The organism is Botryobacter ruber (assembly GCF_003347595.2).
Taxonomy (GTDB): domain Bacteria; phylum Bacteroidota; class Bacteroidia; order Cytophagales; family Hymenobacteraceae; genus Pontibacter; species Pontibacter ruber_A.
In genome coordinates this window covers 344,198-367,669 of the sequence record NZ_QCZK02000055.1, presented here as the reverse complement: position 1 = coordinate 367,669, position 23,472 = coordinate 344,198, and the positions used below count along the sequence as shown (strand labels likewise).

At 51.6% G+C, this 23,472-nt stretch carries 9 protein-coding genes; all 9 read right to left on the bottom strand.

The genetic code is table 11. The features are described from left to right. Positions 1 to 18 precede the first annotated feature (18 nt). A complete protein-coding gene (locus DCW36_RS19610) occupies positions 19 to 3,156 on the bottom strand; it encodes a SusC/RagA family TonB-linked outer membrane protein (protein ID WP_164891194.1) in 3,138 nt (1,045 codons plus the stop codon). A 609-nt stretch (positions 3,157 to 3,765) separates the two neighbouring features. Then, positions 3,766 to 7,845, bottom strand: a complete 4,080-nt coding sequence (locus tag DCW36_RS19605) for a two-component regulator propeller domain-containing protein (RefSeq protein ID WP_114778450.1) — start codon at positions 7,843 to 7,845, stop codon at positions 3,766 to 3,768. A gap of 422 nt (positions 7,846 to 8,267) precedes the next feature. Continuing rightward, positions 8,268 to 10,337 carry a DUF2264 domain-containing protein gene (locus DCW36_RS19600; RefSeq protein WP_114778449.1) on the bottom strand — a complete coding sequence of 690 codons (2,070 nt, stop codon included), beginning with the start codon at positions 10,335 to 10,337 and terminating at the stop codon, positions 8,268 to 8,270. A 193-nt stretch (positions 10,338 to 10,530) separates the two neighbouring features. After that, positions 10,531 to 13,302: a DUF2264 domain-containing protein gene (locus DCW36_RS19595; RefSeq protein WP_114778448.1), complete on the bottom strand. Its 2,772-nt coding sequence runs from the start codon at positions 13,300 to 13,302 to the stop codon at positions 10,531 to 10,533. Positions 13,303 to 13,396: 94 nt separating this feature from the next. After that, on the bottom strand, positions 13,397 to 13,528 hold the full coding sequence (locus DCW36_RS19590; protein ID WP_114778447.1) for a hypothetical protein: 132 nt from the start codon (positions 13,526 to 13,528) through the stop codon (positions 13,397 to 13,399). Next, positions 13,525 to 13,722, bottom strand: a complete 198-nt coding sequence (locus DCW36_RS19585) for a hypothetical protein (protein ID WP_114778446.1) — start codon at positions 13,720 to 13,722, stop codon at positions 13,525 to 13,527. The genes DCW36_RS19590 and DCW36_RS19585 overlap by 4 nt, the downstream gene beginning before the upstream one ends. A gap of 2 nt (positions 13,723 to 13,724) precedes the next feature. After that, the gene (locus tag DCW36_RS19580) at positions 13,725 to 14,933 is read right to left on the bottom strand and encodes a galactokinase (protein ID WP_114778445.1); all 1,209 of its coding nucleotides are present in this window, start codon (positions 14,931 to 14,933) and stop codon (positions 13,725 to 13,727) included. A 483-nt stretch (positions 14,934 to 15,416) separates the two neighbouring features. Continuing rightward, positions 15,417 to 18,977 (bottom strand): LamG-like jellyroll fold domain-containing protein, encoded by a 3,561-nt coding sequence (locus tag DCW36_RS19575; protein WP_114778444.1) that lies wholly within the window; start codon positions 18,975 to 18,977, stop codon positions 15,417 to 15,419. Between the two features lie 258 nt (positions 18,978 to 19,235). Further along, positions 19,236 to 23,411, bottom strand: coding sequence for a LamG-like jellyroll fold domain-containing protein (locus DCW36_RS19570; RefSeq protein WP_114778443.1), 4,176 nt, complete (start codon positions 23,409 to 23,411; stop codon positions 19,236 to 19,238). Between the last annotated feature and the right edge of the window lie 61 nt (positions 23,412 to 23,472).

The window sequence follows — 23,472 nt, the reverse complement described above, 5'->3', positions numbered from 1 at the left end:
AAAAACTATTTCGAATATTTAGAGCTTGATGTTTACACCCATATTCATTACCCGCTGCAGCGGATAGGCACCACGTGGTACTTCAGGATCCATGCCCTCTACATCAGACCTGGTGAAAAGATTTAACCCATTGGCAAATACTCTTACCGACTGCAACCTTACTCTGCTGGTTAAGCTAACCGGAAGCGTATAACCTACTTCCATATTCTTGAGTCTGAGGTAATCGCCGGAGCGCACCCAGAAGCTGGATACCGCATGGTTGTTGATGCTTTCGCCAACCGTCAGTCTTGGGTAAGTGGCATTGGCTGCGTTTTCAGGTGTCCAGCGGTTTAGCTGGTGCTCGTACGCCTGGCCAAAGCCCCCGCTCTGGAACTCCCAGTAGCTGTTTCCGCTCAGGTAAAGGTCCCTGTTTTGCACACCTTGTATTAAGGCGCTGAAGTCGAAGCCTTTGATGCTGAAACCAAGGTCTACACCATAGAAGAACAGTGGTTTGGTATTTCCGATAACGGCCTGGTCAAACTGGTCTATTACACCATCATCGTTCAGGTCGCGGTATTTAATGTCGCCTGCCTGCGGAACATAGCCGAGGATGGTCGGGCTGCTTTGTGCTTCAGCTTCAGACTGAAAGAATCCTTCTGCAATGTACCCGAAGCGCTGGTTCACCTGCTGCCCGGTGCGGCGCATCCAGTCGTATTGTCTGAATACCTCGTCCTGGTAAAGCACTTCCGACTGAACCGTGCTGGCATTGCCAGAGATGTAGTAGTTCAGGGCACCTACGTTTTGCTGCCAGGTTAGCTGCATTTCCACGCCATTGTACCTGTTGCGGCCAATATTCTCGTTCGGATAGGTGTTGCCGAGCAGGGCAGAGTTACGACCACGCTGCATGAGCAGATCATAAAACTTGTTGCGGAAGTACTCTACGCTGAAGGCTAACTGGTTATTCAGCACGCGACCTTCTACACCGAGGTTGAATTTATTTGCTTTTTCCCAGGTAATATCCGGGTTGGCAATCTGCTGCTCCCGCATGGCCACCTCGAATGTCATACCGGTACCGAACGGATAGCGTGGTCCGTCGTCGAAGTAGTACTGGATATAGTTAAAGTAGCCTGGATTATCCCAGCCAGTGCGCCCGAAAGAGCCTGACAACTTCAGGTAATTGAGTACATCATTATTTTTCAGGAAGGACTCTTCGGTTACATTCCAGGCAAGACCTACTGCCGGGAAAAAGCCTCGGTCAGTGCCACCGGGGTAGCGGTTGGAGCCATTATAACCGAAGGCAAATTCTGCCACGTATTTGCTCTGGAAGTCATATACAAATCTGCCGGAAACACCCGTGAATCGAAGGGGAAGAGTTATCTGCTGCGCTCCAAGCACGTTGTTACTGGCGCCACCGCTAAGCCCTGCCAGGGAGTTATCTCTGTTCCACAGCACCACAGCGCTTACACCATGGTCTGAAAAGCGACGGTCATAACCCAGGGAGCCTTCGAAATAATTATGGCGGCCCTGGTACTCAATACTGGTGCTGTTAGCCTGTTGGCCCGGGTTACCAAATTGGGTATACCGCTCCTGCTCCGTACCCAGGTTTACGCCCTGAAACACCACAAACGGCATGCTTCGGTTCGTGTTTTCAGATAATGTAGAGCTGAAGGAGGCAATACCTTTGATCCACAGGCCTGGGGTAATTTCATCCAGCTCCCTGCGGAGGTAGAAGTCAGACATGATGTCGCGGCGATAGTTTTCACGGTGGCCGCTGTAGAGAGTCTGCCCCAGAATGTTATTCTGGAATTGCTGGGTACCGGCCAGTGAACCATTCGGGTTACGCACCGGGTAAGCAAGGTTAGGGGTGGTGAGCAGGGAGTTGAAGATGCTGTTAGTCGAGGCACCTGGCTCGTTGCCGTGCATAATGCGGCCCATCAGATAGATACCGGCACTCAGCTTGCTGGTAATATTGATGTCCACATTCGACCGGATCATGTAGCTTTTCAGGTCGTTGTTCGTATTAAAGTCGTTCGAATCGGGGGCGGTTACGAAAATACCAGTCTGGTTGAAGTGTTCCGCCGCTACAAAGTATCTGGCTGTTTTCCCCCCCCCGCTCACGTTAAAGTTGTAGCGGTCGAACCTGGAGTTTGACTTCAGTACCTCATCCCGCCAGTTCACATCCGGGTACAGGTAGGGGTTGGAACCAGTACGGTAGCCTTCCAACTGCTCGGGCGTAAAGATGGTTGGCAGGCCTTCATTTGTCTGCGCCTCGTTGTGCAGCCTGGCGTAATCGTAGGCTCCCAGGGCACGGGGCATGTTGATCGGTCGCTGCACGGCAGTTTGCGCTGTAAAAGAGATGCGCTGCCTGCCTTCGAAGCCTTTGCGGGTGGTAATCAACAGTGCGCCGTTGGAACTGCGGGCACCCAGCATAGCGGTAGCCAATGCATCCTTCAGCACGGTTACCGACTCTATTTCCTCCAGGTTGATGATGGTTTGCAGTTCCATATCGGACCCGAACCGACGCGGAATACCATCGATAATCAGCAGCGGAGACTGCTGGCCGCGCAGTGTGGTGCTCACGGCATCGAATCCTGGCCTGCCTGAGTTTTGCTGCGTATATAATCCTGTCAGACGGCCGGTAAGGGCATTGCGTACGTTGGTTACGTTAGACTTTACCAGGTCCCGGGTATAAACGGCATCCGTGGATGCTGCTGTCAGTTCAGGCGCTGTGTTGAAATTATTCAGCAACTGTACAAGCTGGCTTGCCTGCACCGGAATAGCTTTGCTGCTTACTGTAATAACAGGAGTTTTCTTATCGGTGAGGGTGAATCTGCCAATATTTGTGCCTTTCAACCCGATAAGCAGTACATCTCCCTTGCCAGCAGCAATTCTAAAAGTCCCTATACTGTCTGTCACAGTCGATAAAGTGCCATCTTTCACCTGAACGCTTGCTCCTCGTACAGGCTTTTCGTTATCGTCGATAACTACCCCGCTGTAGACATTAGCAAGCGAATCCTGCTGCGCCTGGGTCAGGTGCAGGCCTGCTGCCATACTTAAATCAGCGAGAGGAGCTGCGTGCACAGCGCCTTCCACTGAGAAAAGTACCGGAATTAAAAAGAACCACTTCGCATTCTTCTTGCGTAGAAGCGGTAGTTTCTTGTGTAATGGTGCTTTCATTCTATTATTATTTAAGTCTTTAACATATTTCATAGCACGCACAGCGCCTGATAACCTACTTTGCTCTACACTGTCCACTGTTGCTGCCGGCGGTAGTCTGCCAGGCAAAAAAGCTCAGAAACCAACTAAGTTTTAGCCGCCTGACCTCCTCTAACAAACATTTGTATCCGGGTTTTCAATAACCTGACACCCTTTACTTCAAGAGCAAATGTCTGATTCCGGCTGCACTTAACTGGGGGGATAAATCATTAAATAAAGGGGAGATTTTAGTATTATAGCCTTGGCAGCTATTGCAGAAGGTTTTTGCCGAGAATAAAATTATCTCTATCGGTCCATAGACTTCACCGGAACATAACACCTACAGCCTGAACCGGTTTCCTGCGTTTCAGGCCCGTACCTGACCGACTTTTACCTGTTGCTGGTATCTCGGGCAGGAGCAGTGGTTTTGGTGGGTACTGCAGCAAAACCCGCCACAGGTTTGCAGGGAAAAAGCCGGTCAAAAAAAGACTGTGCTGCAAGGCTGTATCCTTCCTGATACAGCCTTGCAGCACAGTCTTTTTTTCAGCAGTTCCAGGTTATGCAGCAACCGGCCTCATGCTACGCCACCTGTTATTCCACCACCTCTTCTTTCAGTATTTTCTCGTTCATGGTGTAATTTTTATGGAAAGGCTTCCTGTATTTTTTCACATACTCCGATGGCTTCAGACCAAACAACTTACTAAACTGTTCCCTGAAGTACTTGATGTCGTTGAAGCCTGCCTGGAAGGCAGCTTCATTTATCTTACATTCAGTATCGATGAGCTGGCGGGCCACTTTCCTGAGCCGGATAAACCGCACGAAGTCGTTTACAGACCTGCCCGAAATGTCTTTCACCCGTTTGTAAAGGTTGGAATGGCTCATGCCCATTTCCCGTGCCAGCACTTTCACGTTAAAATCCGGCTCTTCCATATGCCGCTCGATGGTTTCGATGCAGGCGGCCAGGAAGTCGCTGTACTCAGCTGAAATTTTAAGCCTGTTATTTTTAAGCGTGACTTCGTTGTAGAAGTAGCGCTGCAGGTTATCGCGGCTCTTCAGGATACTCTCTACCCGCGCTACCAGCAGCTCTTTTTCAAAGGGCTTTGTAATGTAATCTACCGCCCCCCCTTCTATGCCTTGCAGCTTCACTTCCGGCGAGGAGCTGGCCGTGAGCAGGACAATCGGGATGTGGTTGAGCGAAGCGTTTTCCTTTATCTTGCTACACAACTCCAGGCCGCTCATGCCCGGCATCATGATGTCGCTGATGATGACATCCGGCAGATATTCCATTGCAAGGGCCAGGCCCTCCTCCCCGTTTCCGGCTTCGTAAACGGTATAGGTGCTGCTGAAAATCTGCTTTACATACTGCCGTATTTCGATGTTATCCTCCACCAGCAAGAGTGAATTTTTCTCCAGCACCAGTTCGTTCAGCGCATCTTCCGGTTTGGTTTCCTGTGGAGCCTCTACCTCTTCCACTTCTGCCTGCGGTTCAGCCACCTGCAACTCTTCCAGGAAAGCAGAAGGTTTTATGCTTTCTTCTACAAGGACATGGGCAGGCAGATGATCCTTGCCCTTCGGCAGCAGTATTTTAAAGCTGGTTCCTTTGTTGACCTCGCTCTCATAGGAAATTTCGCCTTTGTGATGCTCTACAAACTTCTTCACCAGGTAGAGGCCAATACCAAAACCACCCGATGCGGCAGTTCCGCTGCCATAAACCTGGTGAAACCTGTTAAATAACTTGTTCCCGGTTGCGGCCGGTATGCCACAGCCACTGTCTTTCACTATTAGCTCCACCTGCTCTTCGTGCGCTGTCACATGCAGGGCTATCTGTCCGGAGGCAGGCGTAAATTTAAAGGCATTGGAGAGCAGGTTGAAGAGGAGAATCTCCAGCTTTTCGCGGTCGCCATAGAATTCTATTTCTTTTGATTCGCACTCGAAGGCGTACACAATTCCCTTTGTCCTGGCCTGGTGAACAAAGCTCAGGTAAACTTCTTCGCAAACCGCTGCGATGTTGAATTTACTAATCTTCAGGGTGTCCTCGCCACTATCGGCTTTGCGGAACAGCAGCAACTGGTCTACCAGCCCCAGCAGCCTGCGGGCATTCCGGTAAACAACTGCCACATCCTGGTAACCGATGTTCTCCCGTTTCTTTTCTACCAGCTCTTTGATTGGGCTAATGATGAGGGTAAGCGGCGTGCGGAATTCGTGTGAGATGTTGGTGAAGAACGAGAGTTTTTTCTCGTTCAGTTCGGCTTCCTGCTCAGCCTTGATGCTGGCAATCTCGAGTTCGTACTTCAGGCGCTCCTGCCTGGTGCGGTAATAATTGTAGATATAAATAAGCCCGGCTACCACGGCAACATACAGGCTGAATGCCCACCAGGACCGGTACCAGGGCGGCAGTACCCGCAGGTGCACCACCCGCTCCTGCTCGTTCCAGATACCTTCGGCATTCGTCGACTTGATGCGTAAGGTATAGTCTCCTTCCCGTAAGTTAGAGTAGCTGGCGGTACGCTGGGTGTTGGCATAATTCCAGGTTTTGTCCCAGCCTTCCAGCATATAGGCATAAGAAATTTTTTCGGGCGCCGTAAATTCCAACGCGCTGAAATCAAACGAAATAAATGCTTTGTTATAAGGCAGGGTGATTTCGCTTACGGAATTCAGGCTCTGGCCTGCTTTCACGACACCATCGGCCGGTGTAACCGGTTTGTTGAACAAACGAATACCGGAAATAACCAGGTTCGGGAACGCGTGGTCCATCTGCACGCTATCCGGATGAAAAATATTAAAGCCTTTGATCCCGCCAAAAAGCAATTCGCCTGTGCTTAACTTTAAGGATGCATTATAGTTGAACTGGTTACTCTGCAGCCCATCTGCCTCATAATAGTTTTTAAACTTTTTGGTTTGGGGGTCGAAAGCGGAAATGCCGTGGTAAGTACTAATCCACAACTTGCCATGACTATCTTCTTCTATGGTATGCACCGAATTGTTGGCCAGTCCTTCTGTTTCGGTGTAGGACGTAAATTTTTCGGTAGCCGGATCGAAATGCAGCAGCCCATGCCCCTGCGAGCCCACCCACAGGTTCCCGCGCTTGTCCTGGTACAAGGCACGCACAGGGTAGTTCAGGTTAAAACGCTTATGCTTTTTCCCTTTTTTGTCTACCTTCACCAGGTCATTGTAGGTACCAATCCATAAGGTTTTCTGACTGTCTTCCAGAATGGTAATGGACTGTACCAGTGCCGGGTCATACAACTCAAAGGCATCGGCATCGCGGTTATACCTGTACAGGGGGCCACCCTGCGTAAGACCTGCCCACAAGGTTTTCTGGCTGTCTTCGTACAGTTTCCAGACATATTTATTAGTGCCGCAGGTATAGTGGGTAAACGTACCGGTGGCACGGTTGTACCTGTTTATGCCTCCACCCCAGGTAGCAATCCATATATTGTTTTCAAAATCTTTTACAATACTGGTGGCATAGTTATTACTGAGCGAGGTGGGGTCGTTTTCGTTATACACAAAATTCCGGAAGCGGTTCTCAGACCGGTTCCACAGCGATACACCACCGCCGTCGGTGCCTACCCAAACAGATTTATCGACATCTTCGCAGAAAGAAAGCGTAAAATTATCCACCAACGTGTTCTTGCTTAGCAGGTCCTGCCTGATGGTCGTAAACTTATCTTTCTTCTTGTCGAAAACATTTATCCCTCCCCGCTGCAAGCCAATCCACCACCTCGACTCTTCATCTTTGAATAAGGAAGTTACGGCATTACTTGTCAGGTGGGTCTTTCCTGCACCCGCTTGTATCGTGGTAAACTTATCGGTAGAAAGCTCAAGGACTTTAACGCCTCCGCCATCAGTGGCGATCCATAACCGGTTTGCCTCTGTGTTGTTTATATCAACTACCCTGCAGTCGCCCAGTTTCTCTTTTCCATAATGCTTGTAAGCACCTTTTTTATGGTCGAACAGGTAAAGCCCGTCATCGGAGCCTAACCAAAGCGCGTTCCGTGAAGCCAGCTTCATGACATTTGCTTTGTCAATTGCTTTTGAAACAAGGTGCAGCCTGTTCGTTTCAGGATTATACTTATAGAGCCCTTCAAGCACCACCATCACCCACACATTACCCGCTTCATCTATCTGCATTGCCCTGACAGAGTAGGATGTATTTTTCGGATCCGTTTGTAATGCTATTTGCCTGAAGTTATTATGCCCTTTTTTGCTCATCAGCAAGCCCAAGCCGTCGGTTCCTACAAATACATGCTGCTTCTTGTCAACAGCAATTTTATTGATATCATTTACGATCTTTTTGCGACCTGCCTCCTGTAGCGGGTAATAATAGGCCACGGAAAAACTGGACGTGTTGCTGTTTAACACGCAGAGGCCTTTTTTGGTCCCAACCCAGATATTGCCGGACGAATCGCCGGCTACGGTGTTAAGCTGGTTATGAATAAGCGAGGTAGTATCGTTTATCCGGTTGCGGTATACTTTGAATTCGTAGCCATCGTACTGGTTCAGACCATCGTCAGTGGCAAACCACATAAAGCCGAACTTGCCTTTATAAATGTCATTCACGGTATTATTCGACAAGCCGTGCTCAATGCCCAGGTATCCGAAAGACTGTGGGTATGCCCTGGAAATTAAAAGCAGAAAAAAGAAAGTGGCTAGTAAAGGTATTCTCATTATAAAAAGGTGGTGGTGCAACTAAAAAAGCAACAGGCTAAGCATTTAATTAATTCCGGATTTGACAGGAGATAATGTTGTTGTCACACAAATTATAGCATCCTGACGTAAACAAGATATCCTGCAATCATTTTCAGCCAAGGGTAAATTACTCAAAATACTTCCTGTTCCCGGAGGGATTCAGCTGTTAATATTAATATAATTTTAACATAAATCACACTTATAAACAAACATTAGTATGATTATAAGCAAACGGGCTAACCTACAGGCAATAGCACCTGCCACTATTCCTACTCCTTTGCACCTGTTGCTACCGCAGGTAAGCCAGCCTGCGCTGAAAATACATTTCCTGCCACAAAAAAACCTGCCGGCTTATTGTAAACCGGCAGGTTAGTATTATTTCTCTGGTTGCTACTTTTCCTTTAGTCGAATTTCACAGTTTTGGTATCGCCGTTCACAAACGAGACGGTAACCGTGTTATCCTTGTTCCGGACCAGCTTTTTCACCGGCACCAGCTCCTTGTCGGACCACTTTTCTCCCGCTTTTTTCCAGAGCATGAGGGTGGCGTACACCTCCTGCCCCTGCTGGTTCGGGCTGAAGCTGTCGGTGGCGTTTATCACCGTACTTGCTTCACTTACCGGGTGCAGACCTCTGGCGTTTACAATCTCACTCCCATCCCAGCCGAGGAGCGGTATCATGGCCAGCTGGTACGCGCCGTTATTGATGATTTGCACCTGGTGGCCTTTTACCTTCCTGGTTTCTTTTTTGATGGGCCCGCTCAGCTGCGGCAGCGCGTAGTGGCCCAGGCGCACCTGGGCAGCATCTGTGCTAATGTTTTTATCTACCCGCAGAATGCCGTTTGCCAGCGGAATATCGGCCAGTTTTAGTTTCAGGTTTGCGTTTGTTTCCAGCACCACATCGCGGTAATAAATGCCTTCTTCAAATTTTTTGAAGGTATACAGCCGCAGGGCCTCCCACTGCCCTTTGGCATTTTTGAACACGTAATTCATCGCTACCTCGCCATTCTCGCCATCGGCCTGCCAGGGGAAGGCCGTGTTGTAGGCCAGGCGGTTGTAGTTTTCGGTAGACCGGAACTTCTGCCAGTCGTCGGCCACCTTTTCGTGGCACCAGGAGCGCACTTCTGCCGCACCAATGTTCGGGTAGTCGGTAATCAGGAGTTTAGACCCCTCCTGGAACTTGTTATATACCTTGCCTTTGGCTAATTCCTCTTCCCAGGCGCCTTCGTTTTCGGTAGCAGTCCAGAAGGGGTTGTCCTCGGGTACCAGCAGGCCCAGGAAGGCTTTGCCCATCCAGAACACGCTGCCGCGGCAGCTGTAAATCTGCACGGCCGGCTCAAAAGCGCCGTAAAAGCCCAGGGTCGGAATGTTGTCGTCGGCCATAAAGTCTGGGTTCTGGAGGAACTGCAGCATAACGCCGGAAGCAATGCGGCGCATCCAGCCATAGTTGGTGCCCGGCTCCTGTGCCAGCCCCATGAGCGGGAACGGCACCACCGACGCAAAACGATAGGCGATGCTGCGGCCCCACATGTTCATTTTGCCATCGCGGCTGAACATGTACGGGTAATTATCATTCACTTCCTTGAAATTGGCCATCAGTTTGGCGGCATATTCAGGGTAATGTTTTTTGCCGAAGAACTCCGACCACAGCGGCCCATACATCTGGAAAGCCCACATGCTGTAGTAATCATAAGCCGGGCTGTCGTGGTACCAGCCCTGGCCACGGTACTGCTCCAGCGATTTGTCCAGGTATTCGAGCATCAGTTTCTCGTTTACCGGGTAGCCCTGCTCTTTAAAAAAGCTGAGCACAAAAATGTTGAAGAAGCGCCAGTTGGAACCGACGGTAGGTCCGTCGCCGTAACTGAGCATGGTAGCAGCCAGCGCGTCTTGCTGTGTTTTGGTAAGCGGCTCCCAGATTACCTCCGGCACCGTGAACAGCGACACCGCCAGGGCGCCAAACTCCACCAGGATCTGGCTGGGGCCTCCGTTCTTTGCCCGATGCTTAATGTAGGTATCACTTGCCGGGTCCAGCAGCTTAACGATTTGGTGGCGGTAGTACGCGCCTACCTTTATCCCGTTGATTTCGAGGTCAGGATTTTCCCTGAGCAGCGGCGCCGCTACAAACAGCGTCCGGCACAGCCCCTCCAGTTTTTCGGTAGGCACCTGCCCCGGGTTATTCGGGTAGCTCTTGCCCGGCTGCTTCGGAAACTGCATCGGGTCGTCCAGCTTATTGATGTAGCTGAAGGCGCCCTCCAGCAGGTAATGTGCCGCATCTTTCCAGTGCTGGCGTGTCATGCCGGTGTGCGGGCTCAGCTTGTAATCCGGATTTTTGATAACAAATACCTGCTGCCCTTCATCCTGTTTCTGGCTAACGGGTGCTGAAACAGGCGCAGAGGCAACTGTTTGCGCCTGTACCAGCGTGGAGCCAGCTACAAAGGAGGAAAGCAGTACTGTTTTTAAAAAGTATTTCATCATGAAAGTAGTATAAAAGAACTTAACTCAGGTTTAGTGCCCGCGAAACAGGTGTTTTGTAGCCTGGGCAGCTTAGCTGTACCTGCCACCAGAGCCACTGCTCCTGTTTTTTACTGTACTGTACCTGCCACCAGCGCCGCTGCACTTCTCCAAAAGCTGGCAACAGTTTTTTGTATTCCGTTAAAGTTAAGAATATTTACCGTACCACCAGCTTCACATTCCTGCTACCTCCTGCACTGGTCAGGCGCAGCACATAAATTCCCGGCTGCAGCCCCCTTGTATCAACGGGTATTACAAACTCTTCACCGGCAATCGCAGTGCCGCTGTACGGCTTCCGCTTTAACTGGCCGTTCACGTGGAAAAGTTCTACAAGCACCTTACCTGTTTGCTGCACTTTAAAACAGGCGAAAGCACGTTCTGCAGCAGGGTTAGGATAAACTGCCAGCACTGTGCCTGCCATACCCGCTTCATCTTTAGCGGCGCCTGTTACACCCGACACGCGTTCGAACTTCCACTGCTGGTTGTTGCCACCCCAGTACGCCCACTGATGAACCGTAGCGCCGTTGTCGGTAGACGACTTCTGCACATCCACACTTTTGCCGCTGTGCTGCGAGAGTATGCGCATGAAGCCATCTGCGGTGTCTTCGATATTCCACTTCTGGTTGGCCCCGTTTGTCCAGTCCCATTGCTGCAGCAGGGCGCCGTCGGCTGTGGAAGAGAGGCGCAGGTCCAGCACTTTGTAGCTTTGCAGGTTTGTCAGTTTGTACAGGCTGCCATCCACCTGCTCTACCTGCCACTTCTGGTTGTCGGTGCCGCTATACTCCCACTGCTGCACCGCAGCGCCGTTTTCGGAAGCGCCACCGCTTACCTGCAGTGCCTTGCCGCTGTGGCGGGCTGTTATCTTATATACACCTTCTGTAAGAGGCGGCACCGACATGGTAAAATATGCCAGGTTTACGGTTTTGGTACTGCCACCGGCAAACGTAACGGTAATACCGCTACCGGTCTGGCTGATTTGCTCTACCGGCACCAGTTCGTCGTCGGTCCAGGTTTCACCGGATTTCTTCCAGAGCATGAGGGTGGCATACACCACGGGTTCTCCTGCAACAGGAGATACGCTACCGGACACATTTATCACGGCACTGCGGTTGCTCACGGGGTTCAGGCCAGTGCTCTCGATGGTTTCCATACGGTCCCAGCCGCGTAGTGCTACCATCGCCAGCTGGTATTCGCCGTTGTCGATGAGCTGCACCTCGTGGCCCTTCACGGTTCTGGTTTCTTTGGTGATGGTTCCCGACTTCTGCGGCAGGGCATAGTGCCCCAGCCTTACCTGCGTTGGTACCAGGCTCACATTCCGGTCGATGCGCAGGATGCCGTTGGGTAGCGGAATGTCGGCCAGGTTGAGCTGTACCAGCCTGTTCGATTCCAGCACCACATCACGGTAGTAAATACCGTCTTCAAACTTCCGGAACGTGTACAGCCGGCCTGGCTCCCACTGGTTAGCTGCATTCCGGATAACATAATTCATGGCTACCGTGCCGGCGGCATCGGCCTGCCAGGGGAAGGCGCTGTTGTAGGCCAGGCGGTTGTAGTTTTCGGTAGAAAGGGAATGCTGCCAGTCATCGGCTGCCCTTCGGTGGCTCCAGGCTCTAATCTCAGAGGCGCCTATGCCCGGATAGTCGGTAACAAGAATGTCTGAGCCCTCGTGGAATTTGTTGTATACCTCGCCCGCAGCCAGTTCTGCTTCCCAAGCACCTTCGTTTTCGGTTTCTGTCCAGAAGGGGTTGTCTTCCGGCACCCACAGGCCCAGGAAGGCTTTGCCCATCCAGAACACGCTGCCCCGGCAGCTGTAGGTCTGCACCGCCGGCTCAAAAGCGCCAAACCAGCCAATGGTCGGAATGCGGTCGACGGCTACAAAGTTGGGGTTTTGCAGGAACTGGAGCAGGGAACCGGAAGCAATGCGGCGCATCCAGCCGTAGTTGGTGCCGGTTTCAGGATTTAGCCCCATCAGCGGGAAAGGAACAACGGCGGCAAAACGGTAGGCAATGCTGCGCCCCCACATAATCATTTCGCCTTTCCTGCTGAACATGTAGGGGTAATTGTCTTTCACGGGACGGAAGTTCTCCAGGAACCGTGTAGCCAGCTCCGGGTAATGTTTCTTTCCGAAGAATTCCGCCCACAGCGGCCCGTACATCTGGAAGGCCCATTTGCTGTAGTAGTCGTAGGCGGGGTTGTCGTTGTACCAGCCATCGCCCCGGTAATGCCCCAGCGACTTCTGCAGGTAATCCACCAGCCGGGCCTCGTTTACCGCATAGCCCTGCTCTTTAAAAAAGCTAAGAATGAATATGTTGAAGAACTTCCAGTTGGAGTCGACGGTGGTACCGTCGCCGTAGCTGATCATGGTGGCCGCCAGTGCATCCTTCTGGGCCTGCGTGAGCGGCTGCCACAGTATCTCGGGAATAAAGAAAAGCGACACCGCCAGTCCGCCGAATTCTACCAGCGTCTGGTTATAGCCCCCGGTGCGGGGGGCGATGTAGGTACTGCTGCCGGGGGTAATCAGTTTAACGAGCTGGTGCCGGTAGTAATCGCCTACCCGGATGCCGTTGAGTTGCAGGTCGGGCTCTTCTTTGAGCAGGGGAGCTGCCATAAACAGGGTGCGGCAGAGGCTCTCCAGCCGTTCGGTATTGTTTGGCCCGTAGCTCCGGCCCGGCTGCTTCGGAAACGACATAGGGTCGTCCAGCTTATTTACATAGCTGAAGGCGCCCTCCAGCAGGTACTTAGCAGCATCTTTCCAGTGTTGCCGTGTCATGCCGGTATGGGGGCTACGTTCGTAATCGGGATTCTGGATAACAAATGTTCCGGTAGCGGCTGCCGTATTAGCTAGCACAGGAACACGCGGTTGTGCCTGTGCCCGTACAGCCCACACGACGAAGACCGCTACCAGGAAAGCTACCAGTTTATGCTTCATTTGCTTCTTTTAAATCTCCCGTTAAATTAAAAACGCTTGTTTTCGCCTCAATACAATTCACAGCACCTGCCACCACAGCCTCTGCTCCAGTTTTTTACACTAGGCTTCTTAAACGACCGGCGCTGGTTTCGGGGGTGATGTCGCGCTGCGGGTCGCCCAGCATTTGGTAGCCTACCATAAATTTCTTTCCTGATGCCGAGCGCAGCAGCGGCGGGTAGAAGTTCATGTGCAGGTGCCAGCTCTGGTGTTGGTGGGGCACAGGTAGCACGTAGGATCGTACTCCGGACACGCCTCTTGCTGCACATCTTCCTGCTGTCCCTGCCAGGGGCGCCCGGCCCGGTGCGGCGATACCAGCACCCACTCACCCGACAATTGGTTGTAACGGCGGTGCGGGTGTTCTGCTAAATCAAATGAACGCACACTTAACACAGGGCGGTTTGTTCAGCAACCGCTTCTTCTGAATAGGTAAAAAGTTGGTTTTTATCAACCAGGCTGCAGCCGTCCACCAGCTGTGCCACATACAATTGCGGCTTTCTGCCGAACTGCTGCTCATAGGCAGCTTCTATTCTCCGGGAAAAATTCTCCAGCTCATCGAGCTTTACGATATTGATGGTGCAGCCACCAAAGCCGCCGCCCATCATGCGGGCGCCCAGCACACTGTCATCATTGCGGGTCTGGTCCACCAGGAAATCCAGTTCCGGGCAACTCACTTCGTAGTCGTGCTGCAGGCCAGCATGGGAAAGGTACATTTTTTCGCCGAAGGCCTGCAGGTCGCCCTGCTCCAGGTTATGGCAGGCTTCTTCCACCCGGTTGTTTTCGCTTACCACGTACAGGCAACGTTTGTGGATAACCGGCTCAAACTCGTGTTTGTGCTGCTCCAGCATCTGTAGCGTCACGTCGCGCAGGCTTTTTACCTGCGGGTAGTACTTTTGCAGGATGACTACACCGGCTTCGCATTCCTGGCGGCGCGTGTTGTATTCCGACGAGGCCAGCGAGTGCTTCACCTGCGTGTCGCAGAGCACGATGCGGTAGTCTTCGAGGTCGGCACTGAAGTGCCGGTAGTCGAGGGAACGGCAGTCGAGTTTGACTACGTGGCCTGCTTCGCCGAACATGCTGGCAAACTGGTCCATGATGCCGCACTTCACGCCTGCATACTCGTGCTCGGCCTTCTGCGCCATCTTCACCAGCTCAAATTTCTCCACACCCAATTCAAAAATGTGGTTAAGGGCAAAGGCCAGGCCACACTCCACTGCAGCCGAAGAAGACAAACCGGCTCCGATAGGTACATTGCCGCCAAACACCAGGTCAAAACCTTCTATTTCGTGACCTGCTTTCAGGAACTGCGCCACCACACCCTTGATGTAGTTTTCCCAACTCCTGCTGGAGCGGCTGATGCGTTGCTTCAGGAAAAAGGCATCGGTCTGATTTTCGTTATAAGCATGCACCCGGCAGACGTGCAGCCGGTTCGGGGCTATGGCAAAATAAATTTCCTTGTTAATGGCAGCAGGCAGTACAAAGCCGTTATTGTAGTCGGTGTGTTCGCCTATCAGGTTCACTCTTCCGGGAGCACGCACTACTATCGGCTCCTGCTCGTACAGTTCTTTAAATTTGGATACTATTTCGTTCAACATACGCACTGTATTTTAAGTATTCTAGATTTCTACATACCGCTTGCTTTTAAAGCAGATCCACACCCAATTCAGTTCCGGCAGGCTTTCTAACTAACATTAGCTTTCAAAAGAACTACAAACCAACAAAGCTGTTCCGGTACGTTCCATTACAAAAATAACAGGACGTTTTCTGAGACAAAGGGGGGATATTACTTATTAAAGGTGGGGATTTTCGTACTATCAACGGCGGAATTCGTGATACAAGGGGCTTTAGCGTTGTGTAACAGAACCTGTACAAGTTTGTAGCACGAGCCTCTGTTCGGCTGGATGGCAGTTTTCAAGCAGGGGAGCAGCAAAGGCTGTGGTGGCTGGTGCAGCAAAACAAAACAGGCACCTCAGGCACAGGCTATGGCAGCAGCTACAAAAGATTTTACGTTTTCAGGATGTCAAAAAAAATAGCGCACTCCATAAGAATGCGCTACTTCCAGCCATAGCTGATGCCGCTTACTTCCGGATAACAAGATGCTTCCGGATATCGGTTTTCTCGTTGTCGGTTAGTTGCAGGATGTAATTCCCGTTGGCTATGCCAGCAGGCAACAGGACCTGCCCCTGCTGTACCGTACCTTCTGCTACTTTGCTACCCACCAGGTTGTACACTTTGTACTGGTACGCTTTAGCATCAAGCCCGGAAATGTTGATCACCGTAGCAGCCGGGTTCGGAAAAACCAGCACGTTCGTAGAAATATCTTTTCCGGATGAAAGCGGCTGACCGCTGGCCAGGCTGCTGATGCTCGCTTCGCTGAGCGCATAGTTATAAATCCTGAACTCATCTACAGAACCTCGCAGCAGCGGGTCGGGGTACTGCGCTTTGCCTATGTAGTTCTGCGTGGTAGCTCCCAAATCAGTTGGCCTGATCGTAACGGCTGTGTTGGTGGCAACCAAGGTACCGTTGATGTACAGTTTAACAGTGCTGCCGGATTGGGTAACAACCAGGTGCGTCCAGGCATTCAGCGGAAAGTTATAAGGGAAGGAAAGCAGTTGTTCAGCGCCGCCGTTTTTAATGGCATAGCGCACATTCGACTGTGTACCGGTCACGCCTGCCTGTACGGTCAGGAACATGTACTGACTGGTGCCGCTGCCGAAGTCAAATACACGCATCCAATCGGCAAGGCCGTCCATTTTAACCCAGGTGGAGATGGAAAAGTTGGTTAAACCGTTCACGACACCTGCAGGCAACGATACAAAGGAATCCGCCGCTCCGGTTAGTTTGAGCCCCTGCCCTTCCTTACCGGCCTCACGACTGGCAGCTGTAGCAAGTGAGCCATGGTAACCGCCCCATATATCTTCTGCCACGGTGCCAGTTGTTTCGCTGAAGCTCAGGTAGAGGTGCTGCCCTTGCTTAGGGGTACCCGCCAGAGCGGACGTTTCCGGGCTTCGCCCTGCATTGTTATGGGCTACAATTTTATAGAAATAGGTGCTGTTGTTTTCCCTGTTGGCATCTACATAGCGCACGGCGTCGATATTTGTCGCGATGGTGGTATAAGTACCGTTTTCGGAATCAGCACGCAGTATATCGTACTTCATGCCGTACATAAAATCCCAGGTCAGGGTAACTTTAGCATCGCCGGAGGCAACACGTGGGTTTTCTACACCGGTCGGCATCCTGTTGAGTAACTGGTCGAATGAATTGACGTCATCTGCAGACAGGAGCAACCAGCGTTGTGTAGTGGCAGCATCTCTAAAGTCTAACGAGATTGCACTGGTGGAGCCATTGGCATTTGCCCCAAGTACAGGCGGCGTTAAAGTTGCCTGCGGACGCACGATCCAATATGCTTTCACAGGAAACACCGAGGCGCCTTCTCCAATTTGTGTGGTATAACGCGCGCCCATCAACTGGAAAGCCTGGGATTGGGCAGGTGCCGCAACAGCGGTAAGTGTAATGCCGTTTACGCCGCCGGCCTGGTAGGTAAAGTACCTGCCGCTGGCCGCGTTGCGAATCTGGTAATAACCGCTTGACGCGTCGAAACTGAAATACCAGGCGGCACTTTCGTCCGCTAAGGCTTCGGCAGGGCTAAGCGACTTGTTTTGAAGTTGTCCGGTTGCGTTCTCTGCCAGGAATGTATTTCCGCCTGCCTGGTCTTCGGTTTTGATGTAATACTTCGCTCCTTCGGTATGCTGGAAGGTATACGCCGGGGTGGCAAATCCACGGGTCGGGGGCAAACCATCTTCGCCGAGTGCCTGGTGTACCAGCGCATTGCCAATATACAGCAACTCGCTGCCGGTATCCTCGTGCGCTCCGTTTATACCATAGGGCCACATGTGTGTGCCATCGCCCCGCATGGTTTCCGAAGGGTTATTCTCTAAAAACTGCACCACTTTGTTGGCGCGTTCGCCCAACCAGGCGCCGCCTGAACCGGTAGCTCTAAGCGGCGAGTTAGGACCATACCACATGCTGTGCTGGCCAACACCTATCGTATGCCCCATTTCATGAAGGGCCGTTCCGGTACGCTGGTAACTAGCATTTGCGCCAAACTGCATGTAACCGCCATAACTTGCTTCGGCAGTAGGTGTACCGGCATTGTAATTAACAGACAAATGATGCCCTTGCATACTGGTCAGGTCGTTGAAATACTTAACAGCCGATTCCATAGCAGCAGCTATGCGCGGGTAGTGCTCGCCGCTGTTCGTTACGCTGGAATTTAGCTGGTAGGTAACCGTACCTCGCGGAATGGTAATAACCTTGAGCACGTCGCCGTAGCCGACCGCATATGATTTGGAGATAGCGTAAGCCCGCATGTAATACACCGTAGCAGGCTGCAGATTCTCGATATGGTAGATAAACCCGTTTTTGGTAAAATACTTCGTGGTTCTATTGTCGAAGATGGTAGGCTCGGAATCTGTACTCCAGCAGAAGCCGTGCTCCAACAGGTCGGCTACCGGAACAGAAATAGTGCTGCGCCCGAAAGCCATGGTTGCGCCGCGTGCAAAATTGGTATTGGTGGTTACTACAGGTGCTGCATCGGTAGCATTTGCCAGCCGGAACGCAAATACTGCCGCGTTCACCTCGGCAAGGCCGTTGTTCAGTTCTTCGAGCGTGGCATCCAGGTTATCGGCCAGGGTTTGGTTCTCCTGGATAACCGCCAAAAGAACAACTGCCTGGTTACCGCTTCCGTCTCCATAAACCGCCATAGCGTTGTCAACAGCCGCTTGCAGGTTGTTGTAAACGGCAACAGAGGCATTCGTTTCGGCTATCGCGCTTTGCAGTTGCGCGACCATGTCAGCCAGTTCACTTCCGCTGTTTGGATTACCAAGCGCCTGTTCTGCCGCATCGATGGCGTTAACCAGGCTTGCACGAACCGGGTTCTGCATTTTGTTGCTCAACAGGGCATTGGCAGCATCTGTTAAGGCCTGCAAGGTGGCTTTAAATACCTCAGCATCAAACCCCTTGTACTGCAGCCTGAAATTATCGACAGCTACCCAGTTGCCCTGCGAGCCTTCGGTCTTAAACCCGATGACAGCCGTGCCATCCACTACCAGGAAATCAACTGCATATTCGTTTCTTTCCCCAACTTCCGTTTGGGCGTTATTGGCAAAAACAAAAGCACCGGTCTTCCCCGAAAACGGGTTTTGCAGGATGTTGTGTGCTGCTACCCGCAGTGTGTAATTTCCGTTAGGCAACCCGGTAACTGTCTGGGTAATGCTGACATTGGGCAGCGGAGGCGCACTCACCCATTTTTCCACATAAGTATTGCCCTGCTTGAAAGTACCAAAAGAGGTATTGGTCTGGGTTGCCATGCCGCTGTTGGTCCAGCCTGTAAAGGAGCTTTCAAAACCCGGATTGACGATATGCTGCGTCATGTCTGCATCATCACCGTCTTCAGCAGCTGCAAGCGTTTCGGGTGTGCGAACAAGGTCTGCAAAAACGTTTTGGCTGGTTCCGGTTAACGAGGAGCTGTGCCCTGTTGTACCTGCCGGAAAATACGGGCTAATTGTTCGTGCCTGTACGTTAAAAACACAGCCCCAGCAAGCCAGGCAGATGCTAACTAGTAAGTAAAAACTTTTCATAGAGAAATAATGAGGTTCACTGATCTTGTCTTGTTGACCTAAATCCGCTAGCTAATGTTTGTTATGTATTAAACAAAGATCAGAAGAAAAGAAAGGTACGAAGGGAGGTAAAGCAGTAAAAAAGAGGGGCCAAATCTTTAGAAGCCCAATCTCCTCTTTGCCAGAAACACCTGCCACACATCGCAATCGTGAATTGTAAATAAAGCAGAGGAGGCTGCCGCATTACTGCAACAGCCTCTCTGCTAATAAACTATTCAATTACTTCTGGATAACAATGTGCTTCCGGATGTCGTTTTTCTCGTTGTCGGTTAGCTGCAGGATGTAATTCCCGTTGGCTATAGCAGCAGGCAACAGGACCTGCCCCTGCTGTACCGTACCTTCTGCTACTTTGCTACCCACCAAATTGTACACTTTGTACTGGTACGCTTTAGCATCAAGCCCGGAAATGTTGATCACCGAAGAAGCCGGGTTCGGATAAACCAGCACGTTCGAAGCAATATCTTTTCCGGATGAAAGCGGCTGGCTGCTGGCCAGGCTGCTGATGCTCGCTTCGCTGAGCGCATAGTTGTAAATTCTGAACTCATCTACCGATCCTCTTAGTAACGGGTCGTTGTACTGCGACTTACCGATGTAATTCTGAGTGGTGATGCCAAGTTCAGACGGCTTGTTACTGAAGTCAGTATTGGTAGCTACCAGTGCACCGTTTATATACATCCTGGCCGTGTTGCCGGATTGGGCAACTGCAATATGCGTCCAGGTGTTCAGCGGGAAGTTGTAGGCATAGCTCAGTTGTTTTTCTGCTTCTGCACCACCTCTTCTGTTGGTATAGCGCACAACCGGATTCCCGCCTGATGTACCTGCCTGCACGGTCAGGAACATGTAGGTTGAAGTTCCGGTGCCAAAGTCGAACACACGCATCCAGTTAGACAGCGCATCCATTTTTACCCAGGCAGCTACCGTAATATCATTCAGGCTGCTAACCACTCCTGCAGGCAACGAAACAAATGAATTTGCAGTACCGTCAAGTTTCAGCGCCTGTCCTTCCTGGCGAGCCTCGCGACGGGCTCCGGCAGACAATGTACCATGGTAACCACCCCACACATCTGCCGCCACACCTTCGGTTTCGTTAAAGTTCATGTACAGATGCTGGCCTTCTTCCGGCATCGCAGTCATTACCTGCGTTTCGGGGCTTCTTCCGGCTGCATTCTGCGCTACTATTTTGTAATAGTAGGTCCTGCCATTTTCCCGGTTGCTGTCTTCGTAACGCAGCGCATTTACGTTGGTAGCAATCGGTTCGTAGGTACCATTAACCGATTCAGACCGCAGGATGTCGTAGGTTACATCGTACTGGAATTCCCAGGTCAGCGTAACTTTTGCATCGCCGGATGCGATGCGTGGACTTTGCACGGCAGTAGGCGCCAACAGTTCGTTTGTGCGCAGTTCGAGTATAGTGGCGTTTTCACTCTCTCCTGCTGTGTTCAAGGAGGTTACCGTGTAGTAATACGTAGTGTTTGGCTCCAGATTCTCATCCAGGAACGTAAGCTGGGTGGTAGCCGGTACAATCGTTTCGAATGGTCCCTCCGGACTTAAAGCTCTTTTCAGGTTATAGGAGCGGGCGTTGGTACCGGCGTTCCAGTTTAACCTGAGTATTTTGGCAGAAACCACAAGGCCTGTCAGGCTTGCAGGAGGCGTAGCAGCAGCATCGCGCACCACATCCAGCGTAGCGGAGTATTTAAATTCCTCTTCGTCGTAGCTCAATGTCTTCACGCGGTAGGTGGCCCGATCATAAACATCATCTACAAAGGTCACAGTGCCACCGGCAACGTATTCCGTAATTTCCCCGATAGGCTGAAATTCAGTTTCTGTTCCGTCTATCTTCCTTTCCACAATATATTTAGAACCCAGTTCCCCGTTCAAATCCCTCCAGGAAAGTGTTACCTTCGTCACATCGCCAGGGTTGATCGCGCTTGCCAGGGTTGGAGCCACCAGTTCCCAGGTGTGGGTGTACGCGCGCTTGCGGCTGAAGGCAAAGTTGGACTTGTTGGCGGCGTAGTATTTACCGGCAGGTGTGAGCGTGTCAGCCAGCACCAAAGCCCTTTTTTCCTGCACCCAATCGTAGATGGCATAGCGTTCCACAAAAGAGGCCGTATCCAGCACCTGCAGAATCCCCTTCAGGTCGTTGAGCTGCTTCTCGAACTGGGCATCCTTATCAGTTGGCCAGGACTCGGTTGTCCAGTTGGCGCCGTTGTTCCACTCCGTTATCCACAGCGGGCGTTTACCCACCATGTTGTATACTTGCAGCAAGCGGTCGTACCACTGCCTCGGGCTCATGCCTCCCCAGTAGCAGTGAATGGCTGCAAAGTCGACACGGTAGTTCAGCGCTTCAGCCTTTTGAAGAAAAGCCGGTAACCAGCCGTTGTAGGGGTCAGACGGAGCAGGCGAACCAATGCGCAGACCAGATTTCATCATCTCCGGCCATTGAGCCAGCACCGCGTCTACCGACATATTGGCCTGGTCCGGACGGTCGGGCTCGTTATGCCCCAGCAGGTGGTTTACATTTTGTTTACTGTTAATGGCATCCCAGGACGGCCAGCCGCCATGTTGCCGGATGATGACATAATCGTAATCAGGGTTTGAGCCTCCGCTAATGTTCCAGTCGTAATACCAGGTTGCATTTATTTTTCCAGGATCCCAGCCGGCTTTTCCTTTCTTGCTCACCCAGTCCCAGCGGAACACGCGGATGAACGAAACGGTACCATCCAGTCCCTCCGGCATGGTGTTCACGACAAGGTCGTCTTCGTTGGCGATAAACACGCGGCTGAAACCCGATCCATCGGCATTGCTGGCAAGTGTGGCCATGTAGCCTTTGCGCAATTTGAAGGATTTTATGGTGTTGTCGAACTCGCCCAGGTTGTTGTGGTAGGTTTCGATGGCCAGCTTTCGGGAGTCGCCACCCAGGCTCGGCTGCGTGAACACCTCCAGCGCCTCGTTATTAGTCAGGTTGCCGTTCGGAATAACCACCGTACCGTTTTTGTAGATGGCCGTGCGCACATTGGTATTTCTTACGGCAGTAGCACCGTTCACTTTCACGTGGCGCAGCCAGTTAGCTATTACCGCCGATGGTTTGATATTATCGAAATAGAGCCAGGCATCGTCTGAATTCAGTTCAACAGAAGAATTGACAAAAGGGGTAGTTTCGGCGGTAAAGTGCAGTTCCGTTTTCCCGTTCACAACAAAGTTGGTGTTGAAGGTGGTCGGGTAATTGACAACGGCTCCACTAACTGTCAGGTCCTGCTTTGGCCCTGTAACCACTTCTGCAGGTGCATAGGCGCCTTCCTCGTAGGTTACGGAAGCAATTTCCATGTCGACAGCTCCGTCAGGATAGTTCTTGCCGAAGATGAAGCGGGGTGCAACATCTATTTTGTTAAGGGATAATGCTGCAATGGAGAAGAGGCCCCAGTCGCCGGTAAAGGTAAGGTAATAGGTACCTGCCTCCTGCGAGGTAAAGATAAAGCTGTCTCGTTTTAAGGTGGCTGTTCCGGTAGTGCTTAAGGTCTGGGTGGCAAACCTGTCGGCGGCGGCAGTGGTCTTCCCGATACCTACCGTCATGTTTCGGCCGCCTGTGGAGTTGGACCAGTAGGCATGCAGTAATGAGAAGTCATAGGTCGTGTTAGCCTCGAGGGTAACGGGGTAGCTGTAGGAAGAATTGCTAATCGAGCTCCCGTCCCAGCGAATAAACATGATGCGGCCAACGTAGGTTTCGCCGTTTAGGGTGTGGCGGTTGGTGGACTCGTTTATATCGATATAGCGCACGCCGCTGCCGGAGTTGGCGGTGTTGAACAGGGTGGTGTTGGCAGGATTCATTGCCCAGCCATAATCGCTGGGGCGGCCGGTATTATCGGGCGCTACTCCAGCCCAGCCAGCTACCAGGTTCGGGCCTGGCTCGCCTGTGCCGGTTGTGGTGTTTGTTTCCACGCCGCCCACGATATCTTTAATAGAGGAGATTGGTTGCGAATGCAGGTAAGTACCGTTCTGGTAAATGTGCGCCTGGTTGTTTTTTACAGCAACACGGATGGTTTGATTTTCACCTGCCGGCACACCCGACAACGTGCTGCCTGCCGTAAGCGGTGCGGTCCATTTCAGCGCAGCAGCATCGAGCGACAACCGGAAACCTTTGGCTTTGGAATTGCGGGATTCCATATCGAGGCCGCGCCCTGTGGCGGAATTTACCTTTGCCACTACCTCCAGGGTATATTCATCTGCTATCGGATACTTTTTTACAACAGTATCTACTGCAGTGGCACTCGAAAATGATTCTTCAGAAAGCAGCCCCGTCCCCAACGTTCCTTTTGTGGGTAAATTGGGTGCCTGAGCCGCAACATCTAAGCTGCAAAAGCAAAGCAGCGCAAGAATAAATAATAAATGTCTATGCATAAGCTATAATTTATATAATTGAAAAAACGTGAAACCAGGCCACTACTAAATGTTAGTTAGG

Coding starts and splice junctions, on each gene's coding strand:
- DCW36_RS19610 (WP_164891194.1), bottom strand. CDS start 3,156: ATGAAAGCACCATTACACAAGAAACTACCGCTTCTACGCAAGAAGAAT.
- DCW36_RS19605 (WP_114778450.1), bottom strand. CDS start 7,845: ATGAGAATACCTTTACTAGCCACTTTCTTTTTTCTGCTTTTAATTTCC.
- DCW36_RS19600 (WP_114778449.1), bottom strand. CDS start 10,337: ATGATGAAATACTTTTTAAAAACAGTACTGCTTTCCTCCTTTGTAGCT.
- DCW36_RS19595 (WP_114778448.1), bottom strand. CDS start 13,302: ATGAAGCATAAACTGGTAGCTTTCCTGGTAGCGGTCTTCGTCGTGTGG.
- DCW36_RS19590 (WP_114778447.1), bottom strand. CDS start 13,528: ATGAACTTCTACCCGCCGCTGCTGCGCTCGGCATCAGGAAAGAAATTT.
- DCW36_RS19580 (WP_114778445.1), bottom strand. CDS start 14,933: ATGTTGAACGAAATAGTATCCAAATTTAAAGAACTGTACGAGCAGGAG.
- DCW36_RS19575 (WP_114778444.1), bottom strand. CDS start 18,977: ATGAAAAGTTTTTACTTACTAGTTAGCATCTGCCTGGCTTGCTGGGGC.
- DCW36_RS19570 (WP_114778443.1), bottom strand. CDS start 23,411: ATGCATAGACATTTATTATTTATTCTTGCGCTGCTTTGCTTTTGCAGC.